The sequence below is a fragment of the Paenarthrobacter sp. NPDC018779 genome, assembly GCF_044391085.1.
Lineage (GTDB): Bacteria > Actinomycetota > Actinomycetes > Actinomycetales > Micrococcaceae > Arthrobacter.
Genome location: NZ_JBIRZS010000004.1, coordinates 180,048 through 198,192, shown reverse-complemented (window position 1 = coordinate 198,192; position 18,145 = coordinate 180,048). Strand labels below are relative to the sequence as shown.

Below are 18,145 nucleotides of genomic sequence, written 5' to 3'. Positions count from 1 at the left end.
CTGGTCATGACTGGGAAATACACAGCCCTCTACGAAGAGCACAAGAAGCTCGGCGCCTCCTTCACAGACTTCGGTGGCTGGCAGATGCCGCTCAAGTACACCTCAGAACTGGCTGAGCACCACGCCGTGCGGAAGTCCGCCGGCCTGTTCGACCTCTCCCACATGGGCGAAGTCTGGGTTACTGGTCCGGACGCGGGCGCCTTCCTGGACTACGCGCTGGTGGGCAAGCTGTCCGCTATCGCTGACGGGAAGGCCAAGTACTCGCTGATCTGCCAGGAAGACGGCGGAATCATCGACGACCTCATTGTCTACCGCCGCGGTCCCGAAAAGTTCCTGGTGGTACCCAACGCCGGAAACGCTCCCGTTGTTGCTGCGGCGCTCCTGGTGCGTGCCGCTGGGTTCGACGTCGTGGTGGAAGACGCCTCCTCCGAGACCTCGCTCATCGCGGTCCAGGGACCCCTCGCCGAAGCCATTCTCCTGCGCCTGGTCCCGGCGGAGCAGCACGCGCTCGTCACGGAACTGAAGTACTACGCCGCGGTTGACGTGACCTTCCTGGTCGCCGGCAGCGGCCAGGACCTGCTCCTGGCACGTACCGGGTACACCGGCGAAGACGGCTTCGAGATCTTTGTGCCCAACGAATCTGCCGCAGCCCTGTGGCAGGCCATTTCCGCGGTTGCCGAAGAGGGCGAGTTGGTTCCTGCTGGCCTCGCCTCCCGTGACTCGCTGCGCCTCGAAGCAGGCATGCCCCTCTACGGCAACGAACTCTCCCGCGAAGGCAACCCCTTTGCCGCTGGGCTTGGACCCGTAGTGGCACTGTCCAAGGAAGGCGACTTTGTTGGCAAGGAAGCCCTCGCTGCACTGAAAGAATCCGGGGCCGGGGTCTCCACTGGGCGCAAACTCGTTGGTCTCAAAGGACTTGGCCGACGCGCCGGCCGCTCGCACTACCCGGTGTTGAAGGACGGTGCAGTCGTTGGCGAAGTGACCTCCGGCCAGCCCAGCCCGACGCTCGGGTACCCTGTGGTTCTTGCCTACGTCGACGTGGCCCTTGCTGTGCCGGGGACTGCACTGGATGTGGACCTGCGAGGCAAGGCTGAGCCCTTCGAAGTGGTCGCACTGCCGTTCTACAAGCGCCAAAAGTAAGCCGCAGATGGCAGCCCCTTCGGGGCCGGTATCCGGAAGCGGGCGTCTAAGGGAGCCTCGCGTCCGCCCAGCGGGCGCCCCGGCGACCGAGCCCGCGGAGGATGCCGGACCTGACGGGCGCAAGGCGACCCGTCGCACGGCCTACCCAGCCACAGATTTGTCCATACAACGTTAGGAAACAGAATGCCCAAAGTAGCGCCTGAACTTCAGTACTCCGAAGAGCACGAGTGGGTTTTGCGTGAGGAGGGGAACTCGGTGTCTGTCGGCATCTCCGAGGTTGCCACCGATGCGCTCGGTGACATCGTGTATGTCGACCTGCCCGAGGTTGGCTCAACCGTGACCGCTGGCGAGACCTGCGGCGAGGTGGAGTCCACCAAGTCCGTCTCGGACCTGTACTCCCCGGTCACCGGTGAGGTCACGGAGATCAACGACGCCGTAGTGTCCGATCCCGCCCTCATCAACAACGACCCCTACGGCGAAGGCTGGCTCTTCAAGGTCGCCGCCGAGTCCGACGGCCCGCTGCTCTCGGCCGAGGAATACGCCTCCAAGAACGGTGGGGACCTGGCCTAGGGTCCTGTCTGGCCCGATGGGTCCGGCATCCTCCGTGTGCCGGGTCCTGTCTGGCCCGATGCGGGCGGCCTCCTCCGCGTGCTCGGTCGCGAAGACGCCCGCTGGGCGGACGTGACGGTCCCTTGGACGCGCGCTTCCGGATGCCGCTCCCATGGGGGGCCACCTGTGGTCGGGTCTTCCCGCCGATTCGTTGGTCCGCTGCGGGGTGTGCCGTGCGAACGGCATGTTTGGCAGCGGTGCCCCGATGGGGGCGGCCTCCTCCGCGTGCTCGGTCGCGAAGACGCCCGCTGGGCGGACGTGACGCTCCCTTGGACGCACGCTTCCGGATGCCGACCCCATAGGGGCCACCTATGATCACGTCGTCCGCCGATTCGTTGGTTGGCTGCGGAGTGTGCCGTGCGAACGGCATGTTTGGCAGCGATGCCCCGATAGGGTCGAGGCCCTTCCGGCCGCATTGCGCCACGTGAACCCGTGCCGCCGGGGCCGCGGAGGATGCCAGGCTCAGCGCGCCACCAAGCGCCTATTGGCGTAGCGTGGACTGTAATAACTGAATGAACTTGCGACGCCGGGTTGCCGCCTAAGGGGGCCACCCGGCGTCGTGCTTCGGTCGCCTGCCGTCACGAGCGGGGGAGGCCATCCGGCAGGACCATCTGCCGGACCGTTTTCAAGCTGTCAAAGGGATCCCGGCCATGGCTGTTGGTGTTTTCGATTTGTTTTCTGTGGGTATTGGTCCGTCGAGTTCGCATACGGTGGGTCCGATGCGGGCTGGGGCGGTGTTTGCCCGGGAGCTGCGTGAGTCGGGGGTGCTGTCTGCTGTGGCGGGGTTGCGGGTGGATTTGTATGGGTCCTTGGCCGCGACGGGTAAGGGGCACGGTACGTTCACGGCGACGTTGTTGGGGTTGGAAGGGTTTGAGCCGGAGTTGATTCTGCCTGATGAGGTGGAGGAGCGGTTGGCGGCGATTGCTGAGACGGGTGTGTTGGACCTGGCTGGTGCTGTTGGTGGTTCCGGGGCGGGTGCTTCTGGCGGAGGCGTTCAACTGCCGTTTGCGGTGGAGGATATGGTGTTGCATCCGTTGACGGTGTTGCCGCGGCATACGAATGGGATGAAGTTCGCGGTGACCGACGCTGAGGGGAATGTGTTGAGGGAGGCGACGTTCTTCTCGGTTGGTGGTGGGTTCATTGTCCGTGAGGGCGAGGAGGACGCGGCGCGGGTGGAGTTGGAGGAGTCCAAGGCTGAGTTGCCGTTGCCGTTCCGGACGGCTGCGGAGTTGTTGGGGCGCTGCGCGAGCAAGGGTCTGGGGATCAGTGACATCATGCTCATCAACGAGCGGGCGTCCAGGAGCGAGGAAGAAATCCGGGAAGGCCTGCTCCACATCTGGTCGGTGATGGAGGCCTGCGTCGAAACGTCCTTGAAGCGCGAAGGTGTGCTGCCCGGCGGGCTGCGGGTCCGCCGTCGTGCTCCCGACTGGCTGGAGCGCCTCCTGAAGGAGGACAAGGACCGGAACGATCCGAAGTATTGGCAGGAGTGGGTGAATCTGATCGCGTTGGCGGTCAATGAGGAGAACGCTTCCGGTGGCCGGGTGGTGACGGCTCCGACGAATGGTGCGGCGGGGATCATTCCTGCAGTGTTGTATTACGCGTTGCATTACGCCCCGGGCATGGATCAGGCGACGCAGGCTGATCGGGATGACGTGGTGGTGCGGTTCTTGCTCGCTGCCGGTGCGGTGGGTGTGTTGTATAAGGAGCAGGCGTCGATTTCGGGTGCTGAGGTGGGGTGTCAGGGTGAGGTGGGGTCGGCGTCGTCGATGGCTGCTGCGGGGTTGGCTGAGGTGATGGGTGGTTCCCCGGCCCAGGTGGAGAACGCGGCGGAGATCGCGATGGAGCATAATCTGGGGCTCACGTGTGATCCGATTGGTGGGTTGGTGCAGATTCCGTGTATTGAGCGGAACGCGATTGCTGCGGCGAAGGCGATCAACGCGGCGAAGATGGCGCTCTGGGGTGACGGGACGCACCGGGTGTCGTTGGATGAGGTGATCGTGACGATGCGTGAGACGGGCAAGGACATGTCCCACAAGTACAAGGAAACCGCGATGGGCGGCCTGGCCGTCAACGTCGTCGAATGCTGAGTCTGTTCGCTGTCAGTCCCTAGTGCCATGCTGTATCCATGAGCGGGGGATATGACCGGGATTTCTTGCGGGCACGCCTGGAGCTGCCCAGTCCGTCGGCGACGACGATTCTGTTGGACTACACGCATTTCTCCGTGCGTTTCCGGACGGCCCGGAAGCTCGCGGCGATCGTGGGTGTCAACATCAGTGGCCGTGAATTGAACCCGTTGGCACGTGAGGGAACCTGGCATTTCGATGAGCGGGTTCCGAGGGAACAGCAAGCAGGCCCGGACGTGTACAAGAACAACGCCTTCGATCGTGGCCACTTGGTGAGGAGGCTGGATCCCGTGTGGGGTGACCAATCGACAGCCAAGAAGGCCAACCAGGACACGTTCTCCTTCACCAATGCCGCGCCGCAAGTGGACGACTTCAACCAAGGCAAGGAGCTTTGGGTTGGGCTGGAAGACCACGTGTTGGAACACGCAGATACCTTCGATGCCAAGCTCAGCGTGTTCACGGGCCCCGTACTGCTCGACGACGATCCTCCGTACCGGGGAGTGCAGGTGCCCAGGAAATTCTGGAAGATCGCTGCTTGGACCAACGACGCCAAGCTGGGTGCTGCAGGTTTTATCCTTGATCAGTCACCATTGCTGGGAAAGGTGGAGTTGAAGAAAGCCATCACCGAGCGGCTCCTCGAGGGCGAACCCCCGCCCCTGGGACCCTTCAGGACGTTCCAGGTTCCCATCGGGGAAATCGCAGACCTCACCGGGCTCAGCCTTAGCCGCCTGACGAACGCCGACCGGCTGGCCAGCGGCCAACGCGAGCTGGGCAAAGCGCCGAAAGCAATACAGCTGGAGAGCATGGAGCAGATCAAGCTCTAGTTCTTACATACCTCGACGAGCATAGAACTCTCGGGAAACAAGCAGGAATCGGGCGCTTAGGCATAGCCCCGATAGACTGGATCCTGCATGCCCGCATGCGCCCTACGCTTTGAACACTGCTTTGAACACTGCACTGAACCCTGAGATTGGACACGGCCACCTTGCGAGAATTCACCGCCCGCTTTGCCACCGCCGAGGAAATCGATAACTGGGACAAGCACGTCACGGCCAACCCCAACGGTGGCAATATGCTGCAGTCGGATGCCTATGCGGCGGTCAAGGACGGCAACGGCTGGCTGGTCCGCAGGCTCGTCGTCGAGACCGCCGAGTACTCCAGCTACAACCTGCTGCTGGAGAAGAAGTTCCCCGTCCTGGGCCGGCTCTGGTACCTCATCAAGGGACCGGACGCTGCCGCCGTCGAAGACATCAAACCGATGCTCACTGCCGTTGCCAGGCTGGCCCGCGAACAGAAGATGAACGTCTTCACCATCAAGATAGAGCCCGACGTCGTGGAGTCACCTCAGGTGGTTTCGCAACTGAAGGCGGCGGGCTTGGTTAAAGCCCCCAACATCCAGTCCAACGACTCCACTGCGATCCTGGACACCAGCAAGCCCAGCAATGAGGTCCTCCGCAGCATTTCTTCACGCGCCCGCAACGCGGTCCGCAGGGCCGAGCGCGAAGGCTGTGAGGTGCTGCAGGAAGAAGCCGGTGAGCAAAGCTACAAGAAGCTCTACGCCCTCATGCAGAACACGGTGAACGCCAAGGGCGCCATGCCGTTGCGAAGCTACGACTACTACGCGAAGTTCTGGAACGAGTTCAGCAGCCGCGGCCAGGGTCACTTCTTCTTCGTCTACGAGGACGGCCAGCCCAGCGTGGGCGCATTCGTCATCAATTACGGAGCGAAGGCCACCTATAAAGACGGCGGTTCCACCCAGAACCGGAAGCAATACGGCGATTCGCACCTGACTCAGTGGGCTGCGATCCAGCGCATGCAGGAACTTGGCTGTGTTGAGTATGATTTTTGCGGCACCCCTAGCGCCGCAAAAATCAAGGACAAGAGCCACCCCCTCTACGGTCTCGGGTCATTCAAGACGAGCTTCACCAAGACGGTCACGGATTATGTGGGCTGCTACGACCACGTCCTGAGTCCGCTGAAGTACAAACTGTGGCTCAAGGGCGGAGAGAAAGTGTTCCGCCGCCTGGAAACCATGCGTACCGGCGGACAGTTCTACTAAAGAACGCCACCAAACAACCAGGCCCGCCCCGGCCACCAACGGGCGCACATCCAACAAGATGAGGTAATTTTCTTTGACTCCGATCGAGGCTGGAACCGACATGGAATTTGTGATTCTCAGTGACGCTGACTTCGAGACCTTCGCCAAGGGACACCCGCAGGGGAGTTTCATCCAGTCCATGGAACTTACCCGTTTCCAGCGGGCCCGTGGGCAGGAAGTGGAACTTTTCGGCATCAACCGCGGTGGCAGCCTGATCGCCGCCGGCAAGATCGTTTACACCTCCAACCGCGTCGGCTACAAGGTGGCGGACTGCGCCAAGGGACCACTGATGGACTACAGCGACGCCGCAGCGGTGAGGCCCGTCGTCGAGCTTTTGAAGAAGCACGTTGCTTCGAAGAAGGCAGCGGAGCTGCGCATCTCGCCCAACCTCAAGTACATTGCCCGCGACGAGGACGGCGCGGAACACCCAGAGGTGGAGGACAACCGTCCGCTCCTCAAGGAACTTGAGGGCCTCGGTTTCAAGCACCAAGGCTTCGACATGAACTTCGCGAACATCAACTGGATGTTCATCAAAACGCTGGACGGCGTCGCCGACTCCGAAGAGCTCATCATGGGCATGAACTACCGCACCCGCAAAGCCATCCGGAAGGCCGAGAAGAACGGCGTCTACCTGGAACAGGCAACGCTGGAGACGCTGGACGATTTCTACAACGCCCTCAAGACCGCGGGCGATGAAAAGGGCTTCACGTACCGCGAACGCGAGTACTACGAGCAGTTGCTCCGCAACACCTCTGATGAGTTCACCAAGCTCATGATGGCCAAGATCAACATCCCCGAATACCGGGCGTCCATCACCGAGCGCCTTGAAGCCGAGTCCACGACGCTTGCGGACCTGAAGCGCGAGGTCGAGGAAACCGGCAGCAAGAAGAAGGCCAATCGGGTCAAGGTTGTCCAGGACCTCGTGGACAGTTACGAACGCAGCCTCAAGGACATCGAACGCTTCCCGGATTCCGTGGGTGTGGCAACCGTCGCTGCGATCCACTTTGCGTGCTCCGGCGACGAACTGACCTGCGTCATCGGCGGAACCGTCCAGGACTACATCTACTTCAACGGCGCAACGTCCCTCTACTGGGGCATGATGCTGCACGCCTTGAACAACGGCTACTCCAGGTACAACTTCTATGGCACGTTCGGCATCCAGGGCCAGGACGAGACCGGCCACGGCGGGTATGAGTTCAAGAAGGGCTTCGGCGGCGAGGTGGTCCAGTTGTTGGGCGACTTCGTGGCCCCTGTCAGCCCCGTCAAGTACACCGCCTACCGCGCGGTCAGGAAGCTTGCAGGAGCCGCCCAGACGGTTTTGGGAAACTTGCGAAACCCAGGACAATTGCCGGTCATAGGAAAACTCCTCAAGAGGAACTAAGCCAAAGGAGGATTGCTGCATGACTGAACGCCCGGAGGGCACCGGCGGCAGGCCTCACACAGACGGCTTGCCGAAGACCCAGCCGCTGCGGCCGTCGCAGGTGCGACAGAACGCCAACGCCAAACGCATGCTGATGCGGTTGGTCCAAGGCGATAGTCCCCCTACGGCGCCCATGAGCATCGTGGACCGCCTGGCTGGAAGCCCCTACGCCAACCCCACCATCCAGGTGGCGGGTGTGGACGCTTCAGCCCGCAAGACCATCGACTTCGCCCTGCACCTTGCCGAGGCCATGTTCCGCTACGGCGCAGGCGCGTTGGAAGTGGAGACCAGCATGATTGCGGTCACCGCTGCGCTTGGGTTGAAGAACGTCGAGGTTGATATCACCAACCAGTCGGTGGCCATCAACTATGCGCCGAAGGACCAAACGCCCATCACGCTCCTCCGCGTGGTGCGATCGTGGACCAACAACTACGCCGGACTCGCCCAAGTGCACCAGCTGGTCTCGGACATCGTGGCCGGGGGAGTGGGACGAGACGAAGCCGTTCGGCGCTTGACCGAGATTACCCGGAGTGCCAAGCCCTTCCCGCGGTGGATGGTCACCGTTGCCTTCGGTGTGTTCGCCGCGGTTTTCGTGGGTGTACTGGGCGGCGGACCGGGGGCTTCCGCCCTCGCCTTCGCATCCAACATGCTGATCAGCCTTCTGGCGCGCCAGCTGATTCGCTGGCGGACTCCGGACTTCTTTGTCACTATGGCGAGTTCATTCGTGGTCACCTTTGTTGCCCTGATGCTGCGCTGGGCAGGCGCGGACATCGCTCCGTCCATTGTGGTGGCCGGCGGCATCCTGCTGCTGCTCCCGACGGGCAGGCTCGTCTCGTCGGTACAAGATGCGATCAACGGCTTCCCAGTGACAGCGGCCGGCCGTTTCCTCTCCACCCTGCTCACTTTCGGTGCCATCGTGGCAGGCATTGGCGTCGCCGTCGTGGTCGGAACGCTGATGGGCAGCCAGGTCCTCGACGTCACCAATACCTTCCCACCCGCCTACCCCTTGTGGGGGCAAGCAATCCTGATCGCGATCGCCGTGGTGGCCATCGGCGTCACCGAACAGACAAAAATGCGCCTGTTACTCCCGACGGCGGCAGTCGGCTTGGTGGGCTTCTTCGTTTTGTGGGGGGTTGGCGAACTCGGCCTTGGCGACCGCTTGTCACCCGCCATTTCGGCAGTGGTCATCGGCCTGTTGGGTCGTGCGGTCGCACTGAAGCTTGGCGCTCCGCAGTTGGTGGTCGCCGTTCCTGCAGCCCTGATCCTGCTGCCCGGCCTGACGATCTTCCGGTCGATGTATGCACTGACCGTCGAAGGGGGAGACATCCTGGCGGGTGCGGGCGGGATGCTCAACGCCGGAGCGATCGTCCTCGGTGTGGCCGCAGGAATCGTGCTCGGCGACAACCTTGCCAGGCCGCTGACGAAGGGCCTGTCCAGCAACGAGCGGCGGAGGGTGCGCCGCCGCTAGATCTTGCTAGATCTTCCCGACGGGCAGTTTCTTCTCGGCCTGGAACACTTCCTCCACTCGGCCCTGTGCCCAATATCCGGACAGGGACACCTGGGAGCGTTCCAGGCCGTGCAGCACGAAGAAGATCTCACGGAGGCCCTTCATGTAGCCGCGCTCTCCGTGTGCGAAGACATCAACTCGTCCGGGCAGCCATTCGAGGTCGCGGAGGGCGTCGAGAAGGATCTCGCTGGATCCCGCCGGCACTCCGTTGCGCTGCAGCCAGTGCACTTCCACCCCGGACGGAGCAGCGATGGGCAGGATGTCCTCGGCGCTGTCCACTTCCAGGAACGCGAAGCCGCGGGCGTCCGGCCCCAGGGCCTCGATGCTTGCCGCGATTGCCGGGATAGCCGCATCGTCGCCGGCAAACAGGTGCCAGTCGGCGTCGGGCGACGGGTTGTAGGCGCCTCCGGGGCCGGTGAAGACCAAGGCGTCGCCGGGTTCCGCTGCGGCTGCCCAAGGACCTGCGAGCCCTTCGTCGCCGTGGACCACAAAGTCAATGGCCAGTTCCCTGGCTTCCAGGTCCACCCAGCGGATGGTGTACGTCCGGGTGTGCGGCCACTGCTCCCGGGGCATCGTTTCCCGGATGGCCCAGAGATCCAGGGGCAGGTCGTAGTCCACGCCGGGCTGGGGGAAGACGATCTTCACGTAGCGGTCCACGAATTCGTTGTTCGCGTAGTCGCTGAAGCCGGGCCCGCCCGCCACGATCCGCACCATGTGCGGCGAAAGGCGTTCCTTGCGCAGGACCACCAGGTTGATCTGGGGTCGTGTTTGGCGGTTGGCGGACGACGTCACAGGAAGAGCAGCAGGCATGAAGGTAAGCCTAAGCTAATGGCTGCGCGCAGCCTGGGTATGAGTCGAAAGTTACACCCCCGACGCTCTCTCACCGAACGCCCCCTTCCGACGGACCCTCTCTCACCGAACGCCCCCTTCCGACGGACCCTCTCTCACCGAACGCCCCCCTTCCGGCGGACGCTCTCTCACCGAACGCCCGTTTTTGGCCGACCCTCTCTCACCGAATCCTGCAGAGCACTAGCCGGTGAGAGAGGGCTAGTGGAAATGGGTGGTTCGGTGAGAGAGGGCTCGTGGAAATGGGTGGTTCGGTGAGAGAGGGCTCGTGGAAATGGGTGGTTCGGTGAGAGAGGGCTCGTGGAAATGGGTGGTTCGGTGAGAGAGCGTCCGGGGTGGGGGGGACTAGAGGACCGGGAGTTCCCAATCGATTGGCCCGGCACCCTGGTCCGCGAGCAGGGCGTTGGTTCGGCTGAACGGCTTGGACCCGAAGAAACCCCGTGACGCGGACAGCGGACTTGGATGGACGGACACGATCGACGGCGCGCCGTTCAACAACGGCCCCACCGACTCCGCGTCCTTCCCCCACAGGATCGCGACGAGCGGCTTCTGCTTTCCCCCCGCGTCGGTGCGGTTCGCGACGGCGGTGACAGCCGCCGTCGTGATGGCCTCCCACCCCTTGCCGCGGTGCGAGCCGGCGTTCCCCGCCGCGACGCTGAGCACGCGGTTGAGCAGCAGGACACCTTGGTCCGACCACGCCGTGAGGTCGCCGTGGATGCGCGGCGGCAGACCCAGGTCATCGTGGAGTTCCCGGTAGATATTGGCCAGGCTTCGAGGAATGGGCCGGGTTTCGCGGGACACCGAGAAGGAAAGCCCGACGGCGTGTCCCGGCGTTGGGTACGGGTCCTGGCCGAGCAAGAGCACCTTGACGTCGGCAAGGGGCCTTTGGAAGGCCCGCAGGAGGTTGGAGGGTGCCGGAAGGACCTGTGTCCCCTGACCGGCCTGATTGGCCACGAAGGCCAACGCCTCGTAGAGCTCCCCCTCAACGGGAGCGAGGGCGCTTGCCCAGTCGGGAGCCATGAGCTCCTCGAGGGGCTTGTTGAGCAGCGCGCCGAAGTCCTGGTTGGTGGTGTTGTTGGGTTCAAGGTCAAAGAGTGCATCCTCGCCAGTCACCCGGCCATTGTCCCTTGCTGGGGGCACGCGTGCGAATGACAGGCTTGTTATTCGCCCGTAACATAGGGGTAGGACATTTTCCCCAACAAGCGTCGAAGGAGTGTGCCGTGGCCGAACCAGCACCGGAACCGATGGCGCCGCAGGCAACGGGTTTTGCCCTTGAAGACCTTGCGGCCGGCGTCCGCAGCGACTCGCCGTTGAGCGAGCGGGACCAGCAGATGCTGGCCTTGGAACGGCAGTGGTGGAAGTACGCGGGAGCCAAGGAACAGGCTATCCGGGAACTTTTCGATCTCTCCGCCACGCACTACTACCAGATCCTCAACGCCCTCATCGACACCGAGGACGCATTGGCCCACGATCCCATGTTGGTCAAGAGACTGCGTAGACTACGTACGTCCCGCCAACGCGCGCGGACAGCGCGGCGCTTGGGGTCGGACGCGTAAATCGCCAGGCTGATCTGTCAGCAGCAACCAGCAAGGACAACGCTTCACCATGACCAAATTTGCCAAGGATGAATTCGACCGGGTCCCGCAGAATGCGTCCCGGCAGGGCGTGCACCGCGACGCCACGGAGACAGCCCGCCCCACCTTGTGGCCTGTCCTGACCGTTGGGGTTGTCGCCTTGGTGCTCGGCCTGGTTGCTTTCCTGATCCTGCCGCGTCTTGGATTCGTGGCTCCTGTTGCCTCGTCCAGCACTTCCGCGCCGGCCTCCCAGCAGAGCGAAGCGGCGCCTTCGGCAACCCCGTCCGAGACGGGCAGCGCCCCTATCGCTTCGGGTGAACCCACGCCTTCCGAATCTGCGTCGGCAACCCCGTCCGCGGCCCCGGTGGACAAGACCACGGCGGTGGCCGTCTACAACGGCACCGCGACGGCGGGCCTCGCCAGCCGCGTGGCCGGACTCGTCCAGGGTGATGGCTGGACACTGGGCACGGTGGGGAACTGGGGCGGGCTGCCGCAGCAGACTTCGGTGGTGTTCTACAACGCCCCGGCCCAAAAGGCGAACGCCGAGGCAGTTGCAGCCCTCCTGCGCATCACCTCGGTAGTGGAGTCCCCGGAAGTCCAGCAGCCGCTTGTGGTTGTTGTGGGACCCGGCTACCAGTAAAACCGTGTGCCCCAACCATCCCGGTTAAGCCTCAATAACAAAAACGCTGCGCTGCCTTCGGGCGGCAGCACGGGCGCCGTGACTGTGGTTACAGTGGATTGATTCCGGTACGGAGATCCCGGCAACCGGTCTTGGCAACTGTGAAAGTGTGGGCATCATGGCTTTGGGAACCGTTAAATGGTTCAACGCCGAAAAAGGGTACGGCTTCATTACTGTGGACGATTCCGGCGATGACGTCTTTGTGCATTGGTCGGCCATCCAGATGGACGGTTTCCGCGCGCTCGAAGAGGGCCAGCGCGTTGAGTTCGAACTCGGCGAAGGCCTAAAGGGCCCGCAGGCGGAGAGCGTCCGCGTCGCCTGACCCGGAATCCAGTTCTCCGCTGTCGGCTGAAACTGCCCGGATGTATGGCGCAAGGTGGCGCCCCTGCTTGCACTCTCAACGGTCGAGTGCTAATTATTGATTTAGCACTCCCACGCATCGACTGCTAATTCCGGCCCGTTCGCGGCGCTTCGGGGATGGTATTCGGTGCCGGGAGGATCAAGAAACACCCTGGTGGGGTGAGGTCCGGAGCGCGCGGCATACAGAGGTCGCAGGCAAAGGATCGTCCGTCGCGGGCATCCCACCTGACAGGTACCTTCTTAACGACTGTCCCGAAAGGACTACCGCCGTTATGGCCAAGATCATTGCATTTGATGAAGAGGCACGCCGCGGCCTCGAGCGGGGCCTGAACACCCTTGCTGACGCCGTCAAGGTCACCCTCGGCCCGCGTGGACGCAACGTCGTCCTCGAAAAGAAGTGGGGCGCCCCCACGATCACCAACGATGGTGTTTCCATCGCCAAGGAGATCGAGCTGGACGATCCTTACGAGAAGATCGGCGCCGAGCTGGTCAAGGAAGTTGCCAAGAAGACGGACGACGTCGCCGGCGACGGTACCACCACCGCTACGGTCCTCGCCCAGGCACTGGTCAAGGAAGGCCTGCGCAACGTTGCCGCCGGCGCCGACCCGCTGTCGCTCAAGCGCGGCATCGAGAAGGCCGTTGACGCTGTCATCAGCGAACTGCTGGCCTCCGCCAAGGAAATCGAAACCAAGGAAGAGATCGCAGCTACGGCTTCCATCTCCGCCGGCGACCAGGAAATCGGCGCACTGATCGCTGAAGCCCTGGACAAGGTGGGCAAGGAAGGCGTCATCACGGTCGAGGAATCCAACACCTTCGGCCTGGAGCTCGAGCTCACCGAAGGCATGCGCTTCGACAAGGGCTACATCTCCGCTTACTTCGTCACCGACGCAGAGCGCCAGGAAACGGTCCTCGAAGACCCGTACATCCTGATCGTCAACTCCAAGATCTCCAACGTGAAGGAACTCGTTGCGGTCCTGGAGAAGGTCATGCAGTCCAACAAGCCGCTGCTGATCATCGCCGAAGACATCGAGGGCGAAGCCCTTGCCACGCTGATCGTCAACAAGATCCGTGGCACCTTCAAGTCCGTTGCCGTAAAGGCTCCGGGCTTCGGTGACCGCCGCAAGGCACAGCTCGCCGACATCGCCATCCTCACCGGCGGCCAGGTCATCTCCGAAGAGGTTGGCCTCAAGCTGGAGAACGCTGGACTGGAACTCCTCGGCACCGCCCGCAAGGTTGTTGTCACCAAGGACGAGACCACCATCGTTGAAGGTGCCGGCGACGCCGAGCAGATCGCAGGCCGTGTTGCCCAGATCCGCTCCGAGATCGAGAACTCCGACTCCGACTACGACCGCGAGAAGCTGCAGGAGCGCCTGGCCAAGCTGGCCGGCGGCGTTGCAGTCATCAAGGCCGGTGCCGCAACCGAAGTTGAGCTCAAGGAACGCAAGCACCGCATTGAGGACGCTGTCCGCAACGCAAAGGCTGCCGTTGAAGAAGGCATCGTCGCCGGTGGCGGCGTTGCCCTCATCCAGGCCGGTGCCAAGGCATTCGCCAACCTGAACCTCGAGAACGACGAGGCAACGGGCGCCAACATCGTCAAGGTTGCCATCGACGCTCCGCTGAAGCAGATTGCTTTCAACGCCGGCCTCGAGCCGGGCGTTGTTGCCGACAAGGTCCGCGGCCTGCCTTCCGGCCACGGCCTGAACGCTGCCACGGGTGTTTACGAAGACCTGCTGGCTGCCGGCGTCAACGACCCCGTCAAGGTCACCCGTTCGGCCCTCCAGAACGCTGCTTCCATCGCTGGTCTGTTCCTGACCACCGAGGCCGTAGTTGCCGACAAGCCTGAGAAGAACGCTCCGGCTCCGGGCGGCGACGAGATGGGCGGCATGGGCGGCTTCTAAGCCCCCTGTACTGCAGCATCACGCTCAGAACGTACGACGGCGGTCCTCACCTTTGGTGGGGGCCGCCGTCGGCGTTTCACCGCTGGGGGATGGGCCGCCGAACGCGTGGGAACACGCCCCGTTCGCAGGGAGGGTTACAGCGTTCCGGCACGCATCCCACGACCTCGCGGGGTCTCCGGAACCGCAGAAAGTGTCAGTGCAGTCTGGCAGGATTAAAGGCATGACGATTATTGCTGCCGCCGATGGCTCTGCCCTCGGCAATCCTGGGCCGGCCGGTTGGGCCTGGTATGTTGACGATTCCTGTTGGCGCGCAGGAGGTTGGCCGCACGGCACCAACAACATGGGCGAGCTCATGGCCGTCCTTGACCTGTTCCGTTCCACCGCGCACATCCCACACGAGGAACTGCGGATCCTTTGCGACAGCCAATACGTCATCAACTGCGTCACCAAGTGGATGCCCGGATGGAAGCGGAAGGGTTGGCGCAAGGCCGACGGCAAGCCCGTACTGAACGTGGATCTCCTAAAGGACATCGACCAGGCGATCGTTGGCCGCAAGTACACGTTTGAGTGGGTCAAGGGCCATGCAGGCCACGAACTCAACGAAGCTGCCGACGAACGCGCCCGTGCCGTAGCAACGGCCTATCAGCAGGGTGTGGCAGCCCCTGGTGGTCCCGGCTTCTCCGGCGCCGCTGGAAGTGCCGCAGAGCCTGTGGCAGCCCGTGCATCAGCTGGCCCAGCATCAGCCACGCCGACGTCCAGCTCCCTCCCGGCCTCACGGCTGGACCGGGCACCCCGATTGCATTCCGAGCCCACGCTCTTTGGAGAGTCGGGAATCTTCGGCCAAGCCGACCTCTTCAGCGAGCTGGAGGACGCCGCTGCAACCCCGGAACTGTCAGCCGAGGAAGTGGTGGTGGCCCTCGAACGCGAATTGCTCCGGCCGGACGTTCGTGCGGACATCGGGAGGATCGGCGTATTGCTGCACCCCGAGTTTGCCGAGATCGGCCAATCCGGAAGGTTCTGGACCCGGGACGCCATGATGGTTGCCCTGGAGGAGGACCCGGGGGAGCACGTGGAACTGGAACTCCTGAACGCAGACCGGCTCAGCGAGAACACCATCCTGCTGAACTACCGGAGCTTGTCCCACGCTGGTTCCGCTCTGCGCAGCTCGGTATGGCTTCTTGACCGGGGCCAGTGGAGGCTGCGGTTCCACCAAGGAACTCCGGAAAACTAGTTTGACCTGCGGGGGCGGCCGCACAGGGGGAAGACGGCCAGCCCCCGCAGGAGTTTCAAAAGCCGGCCCTAGTAGGCGAAGCGCTGCGTGTTGCCCTGTTCAACCTCGGCGTAGTTCGAAGCCGCGGTTGCCAAGGCCACGTTGATGGACGCGAGCGAGGACTCCACCTTGTTCTGGGTCAGGGTCCATTCGAGGACCAGGGACTGAAAATTGGTGGCCGCCGAGCCGCGCCACGTGGCTTGGAGTTCATCAAGTCCCTGCTTCATGGCCTGAACGTCGGTGCTGATGCGGTCAACCGTTGCTTTAACGTTGGCGGCCTTGAGCTGAAGGAGCTCGGTATCGACGGAGATAACGCTCATGGGTGATGCCTTTCGACGAAGATGTTCCGCGGTTTCGCGGTGGAAGCGTGGGCCACAACATCGAGCCTAGGCACCAGCCGCAATCCGCGGAAAGGTCGATCACCGCTATGTGGATAACACCTCTGCGGGTTCCTCGTGGAAGGGCAGGCTGACCACCAAAGTGGCCCCGCCGCCGTCGGTCTCGGTGACCCGAACGGTACCGCCGTGGCTTCCCACGATCGCTGCAACAATGGCCAGACCCAGGCCGCTTCCGCCGGTTTCGCGTGTCCGCGAGGTATCCGCGCGGTAGAAGCGTTCGAAGATCTTATTGGTTTCTTCCTGCGGAATCCCGGGGCCATGGTCCCGGATCTCGATGGCGGAGAAGGAGCCCTCCGGGGTGGTCCGGACACCCACCGCCAGTTCGATCGGGGTGCCGTCAGGTGTGTACCGCAGCGCGTTTCCCACCAGGTTGCCGATCACCTGCCGCAGTTTGGCTTCGTCGCCTTGGACAGGCGCAGGCGCAGGAGAGGTGCCGTCCAGTCCCACCAGCCTGATGGTCCGGTCGCCGGAGGCTGCACGCGTATCCACCACGGCGTCGTTCGCCAGCAACTGCAGGTCTACAGGCTTCAAATGCAGCGGGCGCTGCTCGTCCAGCCGGGCCAGCATCAGCAGGTCCTCAACCATGGACCCCATGCGTTTGGCTTCGCTCTCGATCCGGCCCATCGCCGTCGAGATGTCATCGGGAGAGGTCAGTGCGCCGTGGCGATACAGCTCGGAGAAGCCCCGGATGGTGACCAGGGGAGTGCGGAGTTCGTGGGAGGCGTCCGCGGCGAACCGCCGCATGCGGGCCTCGGATGCAGCCCGGGCGGCAAACGAGGATTCGATGTGCGCCAGCATGGCATTGAGTGAGCCGCCCAGGCGCCCCACCTCGGTGTGCGGATTGTCGATCTCGACGCGGCGGGAGAGATCCCCTGCGGCGATGGCGGCGGCGGTCTTCTCCACACGGGCCAGTGGCCGGAAGGACCGAGCTACCGTCCAGGTGGCAATGAAGAACGCCAGGACCAACGTCAGGAGCCCCACGCCGACAACCACCAGGACGGCGTGCTCCATGACCTTGTCCACGGGCGTCAGCGGCAGGCCGATGATCACTACGCCGTTCTGGCCGTTTGCCACCACTCCCACGGCCACTACGCGCCAGTTGGTTCCCGCGGTTCCGCTGACCTGGAAGGGCGCATTTCCGCGTGCCTTGGCTTCGGCCGGGGTGATGTTGGCGATCGCCGGGCGGTCGTTCGCGTTCCCGCCAAACGGGTACGGCGAAAGGCCGGAGACATAGAGTGTCAACGAGTAATCCGTAGGCACGGCCGGGTTGTACTCGGACAATTTGTCGAACGACTGCTGGTCCTGTGCAAGGGCAACTGCGGCCTTTAGCTTGTCGTCCACCTGGCCCTGAAGGTAGCTCTTGACGAGGGTCAGCGTACCGGCCCCGGTCGCAGCCAGGGCCAAGAGCAGCAGTCCCATGATGATCGCAACGAGTTGGGACCTCAGGGACGCCGATTTCCAGCGTTGCAGCAAGGTCAGCGCTTCTCTGCCGTCCGCAAGACGTATCCCACGCCGCGCTTTGTCTGGATCAGGGCGGCAGCATCGGGGTCGATGTCCACCTTCCGGCGCAAGTAGGAGATGTACGACTCAACAATGGAGGCGTCGCCGTTGAAGTCGTATTCCCATACGTGGTCCAGGATCTGGGCCTTGGACAGCACGCGGTTGGGGTTCAGCATGAGGTAGCGAAGCAGTTTGAATTCGGTGGGGGACAGTTCGATCACGGTCCCGCCGCGGCGAACCTCGTGGGCGTCGTCATCGAGTTCCAGATCGTCCACGCGGATCACGGCGTCGTCGTCTTCCAGGGGCTGGGTGCGGCGCAGCACGGCACGGATGCGGGCAACGACTTCATCCAGGCTGAAGGGCTTGGTGACGTAGTCGTCGCCGCCGACGGTCAGGCCGGTGACCTTGTCCTCGGTATCGTCCTTGGCCGTCAGGAACAGCACGGGGAAGTGCTTGCCGGCAGCACGCAGGCGCCGTGTCACCGTGAAACCGTCCATGTCCGGAAGCATGACGTCCAGGACGGCAAGATCGGGGGCGTGGGTGTCAGCGGCTGCGAGGGCTTCGCGGCCATTCGATGCGGCTACGACCTCGAAACCTGCAAAGCGCAGTGACGTGGAGAGAAGCTCGCGGATGTTGGGTTCGTCGTCGACGACAAGGAGCTTGGCTTCGGGGCCGTTCTTTTTCATGACACCCATGATGCTCCCAGTTTCTGGGAGTTATCTG

The 18,145-nt window shown here is 63.3% G+C and carries 17 protein-coding genes; 12 read left to right on the top strand and 5 right to left on the bottom strand.

The genetic code is table 11. From position 1 onward, the window contains the following. Positions 1-6 precede the first annotated feature (6 nt). The 7 genes from gcvT (at position 7) to ACH488_RS07150 (ending at position 8,858) form a co-directional block, all read left to right on the top strand. Positions 7-1,140, top strand: coding sequence for a glycine cleavage system aminomethyltransferase GcvT (gene gcvT, locus ACH488_RS07180; protein WP_397323171.1), 1,134 nt, complete (start codon positions 7-9; stop codon positions 1,138-1,140). A 183-nt stretch (positions 1,141-1,323) separates the two neighbouring features. Beyond that, entirely contained in the window at positions 1,324-1,710 is a 387-nt protein-coding gene (gene gcvH / locus ACH488_RS07175) for a glycine cleavage system protein GcvH (RefSeq protein ID WP_397323169.1), read from the top strand. A gap of 689 nt (positions 1,711-2,399) precedes the next feature. Further along, entirely contained in the window at positions 2,400-3,836 is a 1,437-nt protein-coding gene (locus ACH488_RS07170; protein WP_397323168.1) for an L-serine ammonia-lyase, read from the top strand. A gap of 38 nt (positions 3,837-3,874) precedes the next feature. After that, positions 3,875-4,696: a DNA/RNA non-specific endonuclease gene (locus ACH488_RS07165; protein WP_397323167.1), complete on the top strand. Its 822-nt coding sequence runs from the start codon at positions 3,875-3,877 to the stop codon at positions 4,694-4,696. 146 nt (positions 4,697-4,842) lie between these two features. Next, positions 4,843-5,931, top strand: coding sequence for a lipid II:glycine glycyltransferase FemX (locus ACH488_RS07160; RefSeq protein ID WP_397323165.1), 1,089 nt, complete (start codon positions 4,843-4,845; stop codon positions 5,929-5,931). A gap of 100 nt (positions 5,932-6,031) precedes the next feature. Then, on the top strand, positions 6,032-7,351 hold the full coding sequence (locus ACH488_RS07155; RefSeq protein WP_397323164.1) for a peptidoglycan bridge formation glycyltransferase FemA/FemB family protein: 1,320 nt from the start codon (positions 6,032-6,034) through the stop codon (positions 7,349-7,351). A 19-nt stretch (positions 7,352-7,370) separates the two neighbouring features. Continuing rightward, complete coding sequence (locus tag ACH488_RS07150) at positions 7,371-8,858, top strand: threonine/serine exporter ThrE family protein (protein ID WP_397323163.1); 1,488 nt, start codon at positions 7,371-7,373, stop codon at positions 8,856-8,858. 6 nt (positions 8,859-8,864) lie between these two features. Here ACH488_RS07150 and ACH488_RS07145 read toward each other — a convergent pair whose 3' ends face one another. Then, positions 8,865-9,707, bottom strand: a complete 843-nt coding sequence (locus ACH488_RS07145) for a siderophore-interacting protein (protein ID WP_397323161.1) — start codon at positions 9,705-9,707, stop codon at positions 8,865-8,867. Between the two features lie 381 nt (positions 9,708-10,088). Continuing rightward, on the bottom strand, positions 10,089-10,856 hold the full coding sequence (locus ACH488_RS07140) for a uracil-DNA glycosylase (protein WP_397323160.1): 768 nt from the start codon (positions 10,854-10,856) through the stop codon (positions 10,089-10,091). Positions 10,857-10,963: 107 nt separating this feature from the next. Between ACH488_RS07140 and ACH488_RS07135 the strand changes: the two genes are divergently transcribed. The 5 genes from ACH488_RS07135 (at position 10,964) to ACH488_RS07115 (ending at position 15,485) form a co-directional block, all read left to right on the top strand. After that, positions 10,964-11,299 (top strand): DUF3263 domain-containing protein, encoded by a 336-nt coding sequence (locus tag ACH488_RS07135; RefSeq protein ID WP_387438035.1) that lies wholly within the window; start codon positions 10,964-10,966, stop codon positions 11,297-11,299. 49 nt (positions 11,300-11,348) lie between these two features. Next, positions 11,349-11,957 carry a LytR C-terminal domain-containing protein gene (locus tag ACH488_RS07130; RefSeq protein WP_397323159.1) on the top strand — a complete coding sequence of 203 codons (609 nt, stop codon included), beginning with the start codon at positions 11,349-11,351 and terminating at the stop codon, positions 11,955-11,957. A 157-nt stretch (positions 11,958-12,114) separates the two neighbouring features. Next, positions 12,115-12,318 (top strand): cold-shock protein, encoded by a 204-nt coding sequence (locus ACH488_RS07125; RefSeq protein ID WP_217376272.1) that lies wholly within the window; start codon positions 12,115-12,117, stop codon positions 12,316-12,318. 310 nt (positions 12,319-12,628) lie between these two features. Beyond that, positions 12,629-14,254 carry a chaperonin GroEL gene (gene groL / locus ACH488_RS07120; RefSeq protein WP_397323158.1) on the top strand — a complete coding sequence of 542 codons (1,626 nt, stop codon included), beginning with the start codon at positions 12,629-12,631 and terminating at the stop codon, positions 14,252-14,254. 220 nt (positions 14,255-14,474) lie between these two features. Next, positions 14,475-15,485 carry an RNase H family protein gene (locus ACH488_RS07115; protein WP_397323157.1) on the top strand — a complete coding sequence of 337 codons (1,011 nt, stop codon included), beginning with the start codon at positions 14,475-14,477 and terminating at the stop codon, positions 15,483-15,485. A 68-nt stretch (positions 15,486-15,553) separates the two neighbouring features. On the opposite strand, the gene ACH488_RS07110 is transcribed toward ACH488_RS07115, so the two are convergent. The 3 genes from ACH488_RS07110 to ACH488_RS07100 form a co-directional block, all read right to left on the bottom strand. Continuing rightward, positions 15,554-15,844, bottom strand: a complete 291-nt coding sequence (locus ACH488_RS07110) for a WXG100 family type VII secretion target (protein WP_397323156.1) — start codon at positions 15,842-15,844, stop codon at positions 15,554-15,556. A 105-nt stretch (positions 15,845-15,949) separates the two neighbouring features. Then, positions 15,950-17,395, bottom strand: a complete 1,446-nt coding sequence (locus tag ACH488_RS07105; RefSeq protein ID WP_397323155.1) for an ATP-binding protein — start codon at positions 17,393-17,395, stop codon at positions 15,950-15,952. A gap of 2 nt (positions 17,396-17,397) precedes the next feature. Beyond that, positions 17,398-18,108 carry a response regulator transcription factor gene (locus ACH488_RS07100; protein ID WP_347109954.1) on the bottom strand — a complete coding sequence of 237 codons (711 nt, stop codon included), beginning with the start codon at positions 18,106-18,108 and terminating at the stop codon, positions 17,398-17,400. Between the last annotated feature and the right edge of the window lie 37 nt (positions 18,109-18,145).

Excerpts from the sequence above, each read along its gene's own strand:
- ACH488_RS07125 (WP_217376272.1), top strand. The coding sequence starts at position 12,115 with ATGGCTTTGGGAACCGTTAAATGGTTCAACGCCGAAAAAGGGTACGGC.
- ACH488_RS07100 (WP_347109954.1), bottom strand. The coding sequence starts at position 18,108 with ATGAAAAAGAACGGCCCCGAAGCCAAGCTCCTTGTCGTCGACGACGAA.
- gcvT (WP_397323171.1), top strand. The coding sequence starts at position 7 with ATGACTGGGAAATACACAGCCCTCTACGAAGAGCACAAGAAGCTCGGC.
- ACH488_RS07130 (WP_397323159.1), top strand. The coding sequence starts at position 11,349 with ATGACCAAATTTGCCAAGGATGAATTCGACCGGGTCCCGCAGAATGCG.
- ACH488_RS07155 (WP_397323164.1), top strand. The coding sequence starts at position 6,032 with ATGGAATTTGTGATTCTCAGTGACGCTGACTTCGAGACCTTCGCCAAG.
- ACH488_RS07145 (WP_397323161.1), bottom strand. The coding sequence starts at position 9,707 with ATGCCTGCTGCTCTTCCTGTGACGTCGTCCGCCAACCGCCAAACACGA.
- ACH488_RS07165 (WP_397323167.1), top strand. The coding sequence starts at position 3,875 with ATGAGCGGGGGATATGACCGGGATTTCTTGCGGGCACGCCTGGAGCTG.
- gcvH (WP_397323169.1), top strand. The coding sequence starts at position 1,324 with ATGCCCAAAGTAGCGCCTGAACTTCAGTACTCCGAAGAGCACGAGTGG.
- ACH488_RS07115 (WP_397323157.1), top strand. The coding sequence starts at position 14,475 with ATGACGATTATTGCTGCCGCCGATGGCTCTGCCCTCGGCAATCCTGGG.
- ACH488_RS07170 (WP_397323168.1), top strand. The coding sequence starts at position 2,400 with ATGGCTGTTGGTGTTTTCGATTTGTTTTCTGTGGGTATTGGTCCGTCG.
- ACH488_RS07150 (WP_397323163.1), top strand. The coding sequence starts at position 7,371 with ATGACTGAACGCCCGGAGGGCACCGGCGGCAGGCCTCACACAGACGGC.
- ACH488_RS07110 (WP_397323156.1), bottom strand. The coding sequence starts at position 15,844 with ATGAGCGTTATCTCCGTCGATACCGAGCTCCTTCAGCTCAAGGCCGCC.
- groL (WP_397323158.1), top strand. The coding sequence starts at position 12,629 with ATGGCCAAGATCATTGCATTTGATGAAGAGGCACGCCGCGGCCTCGAG.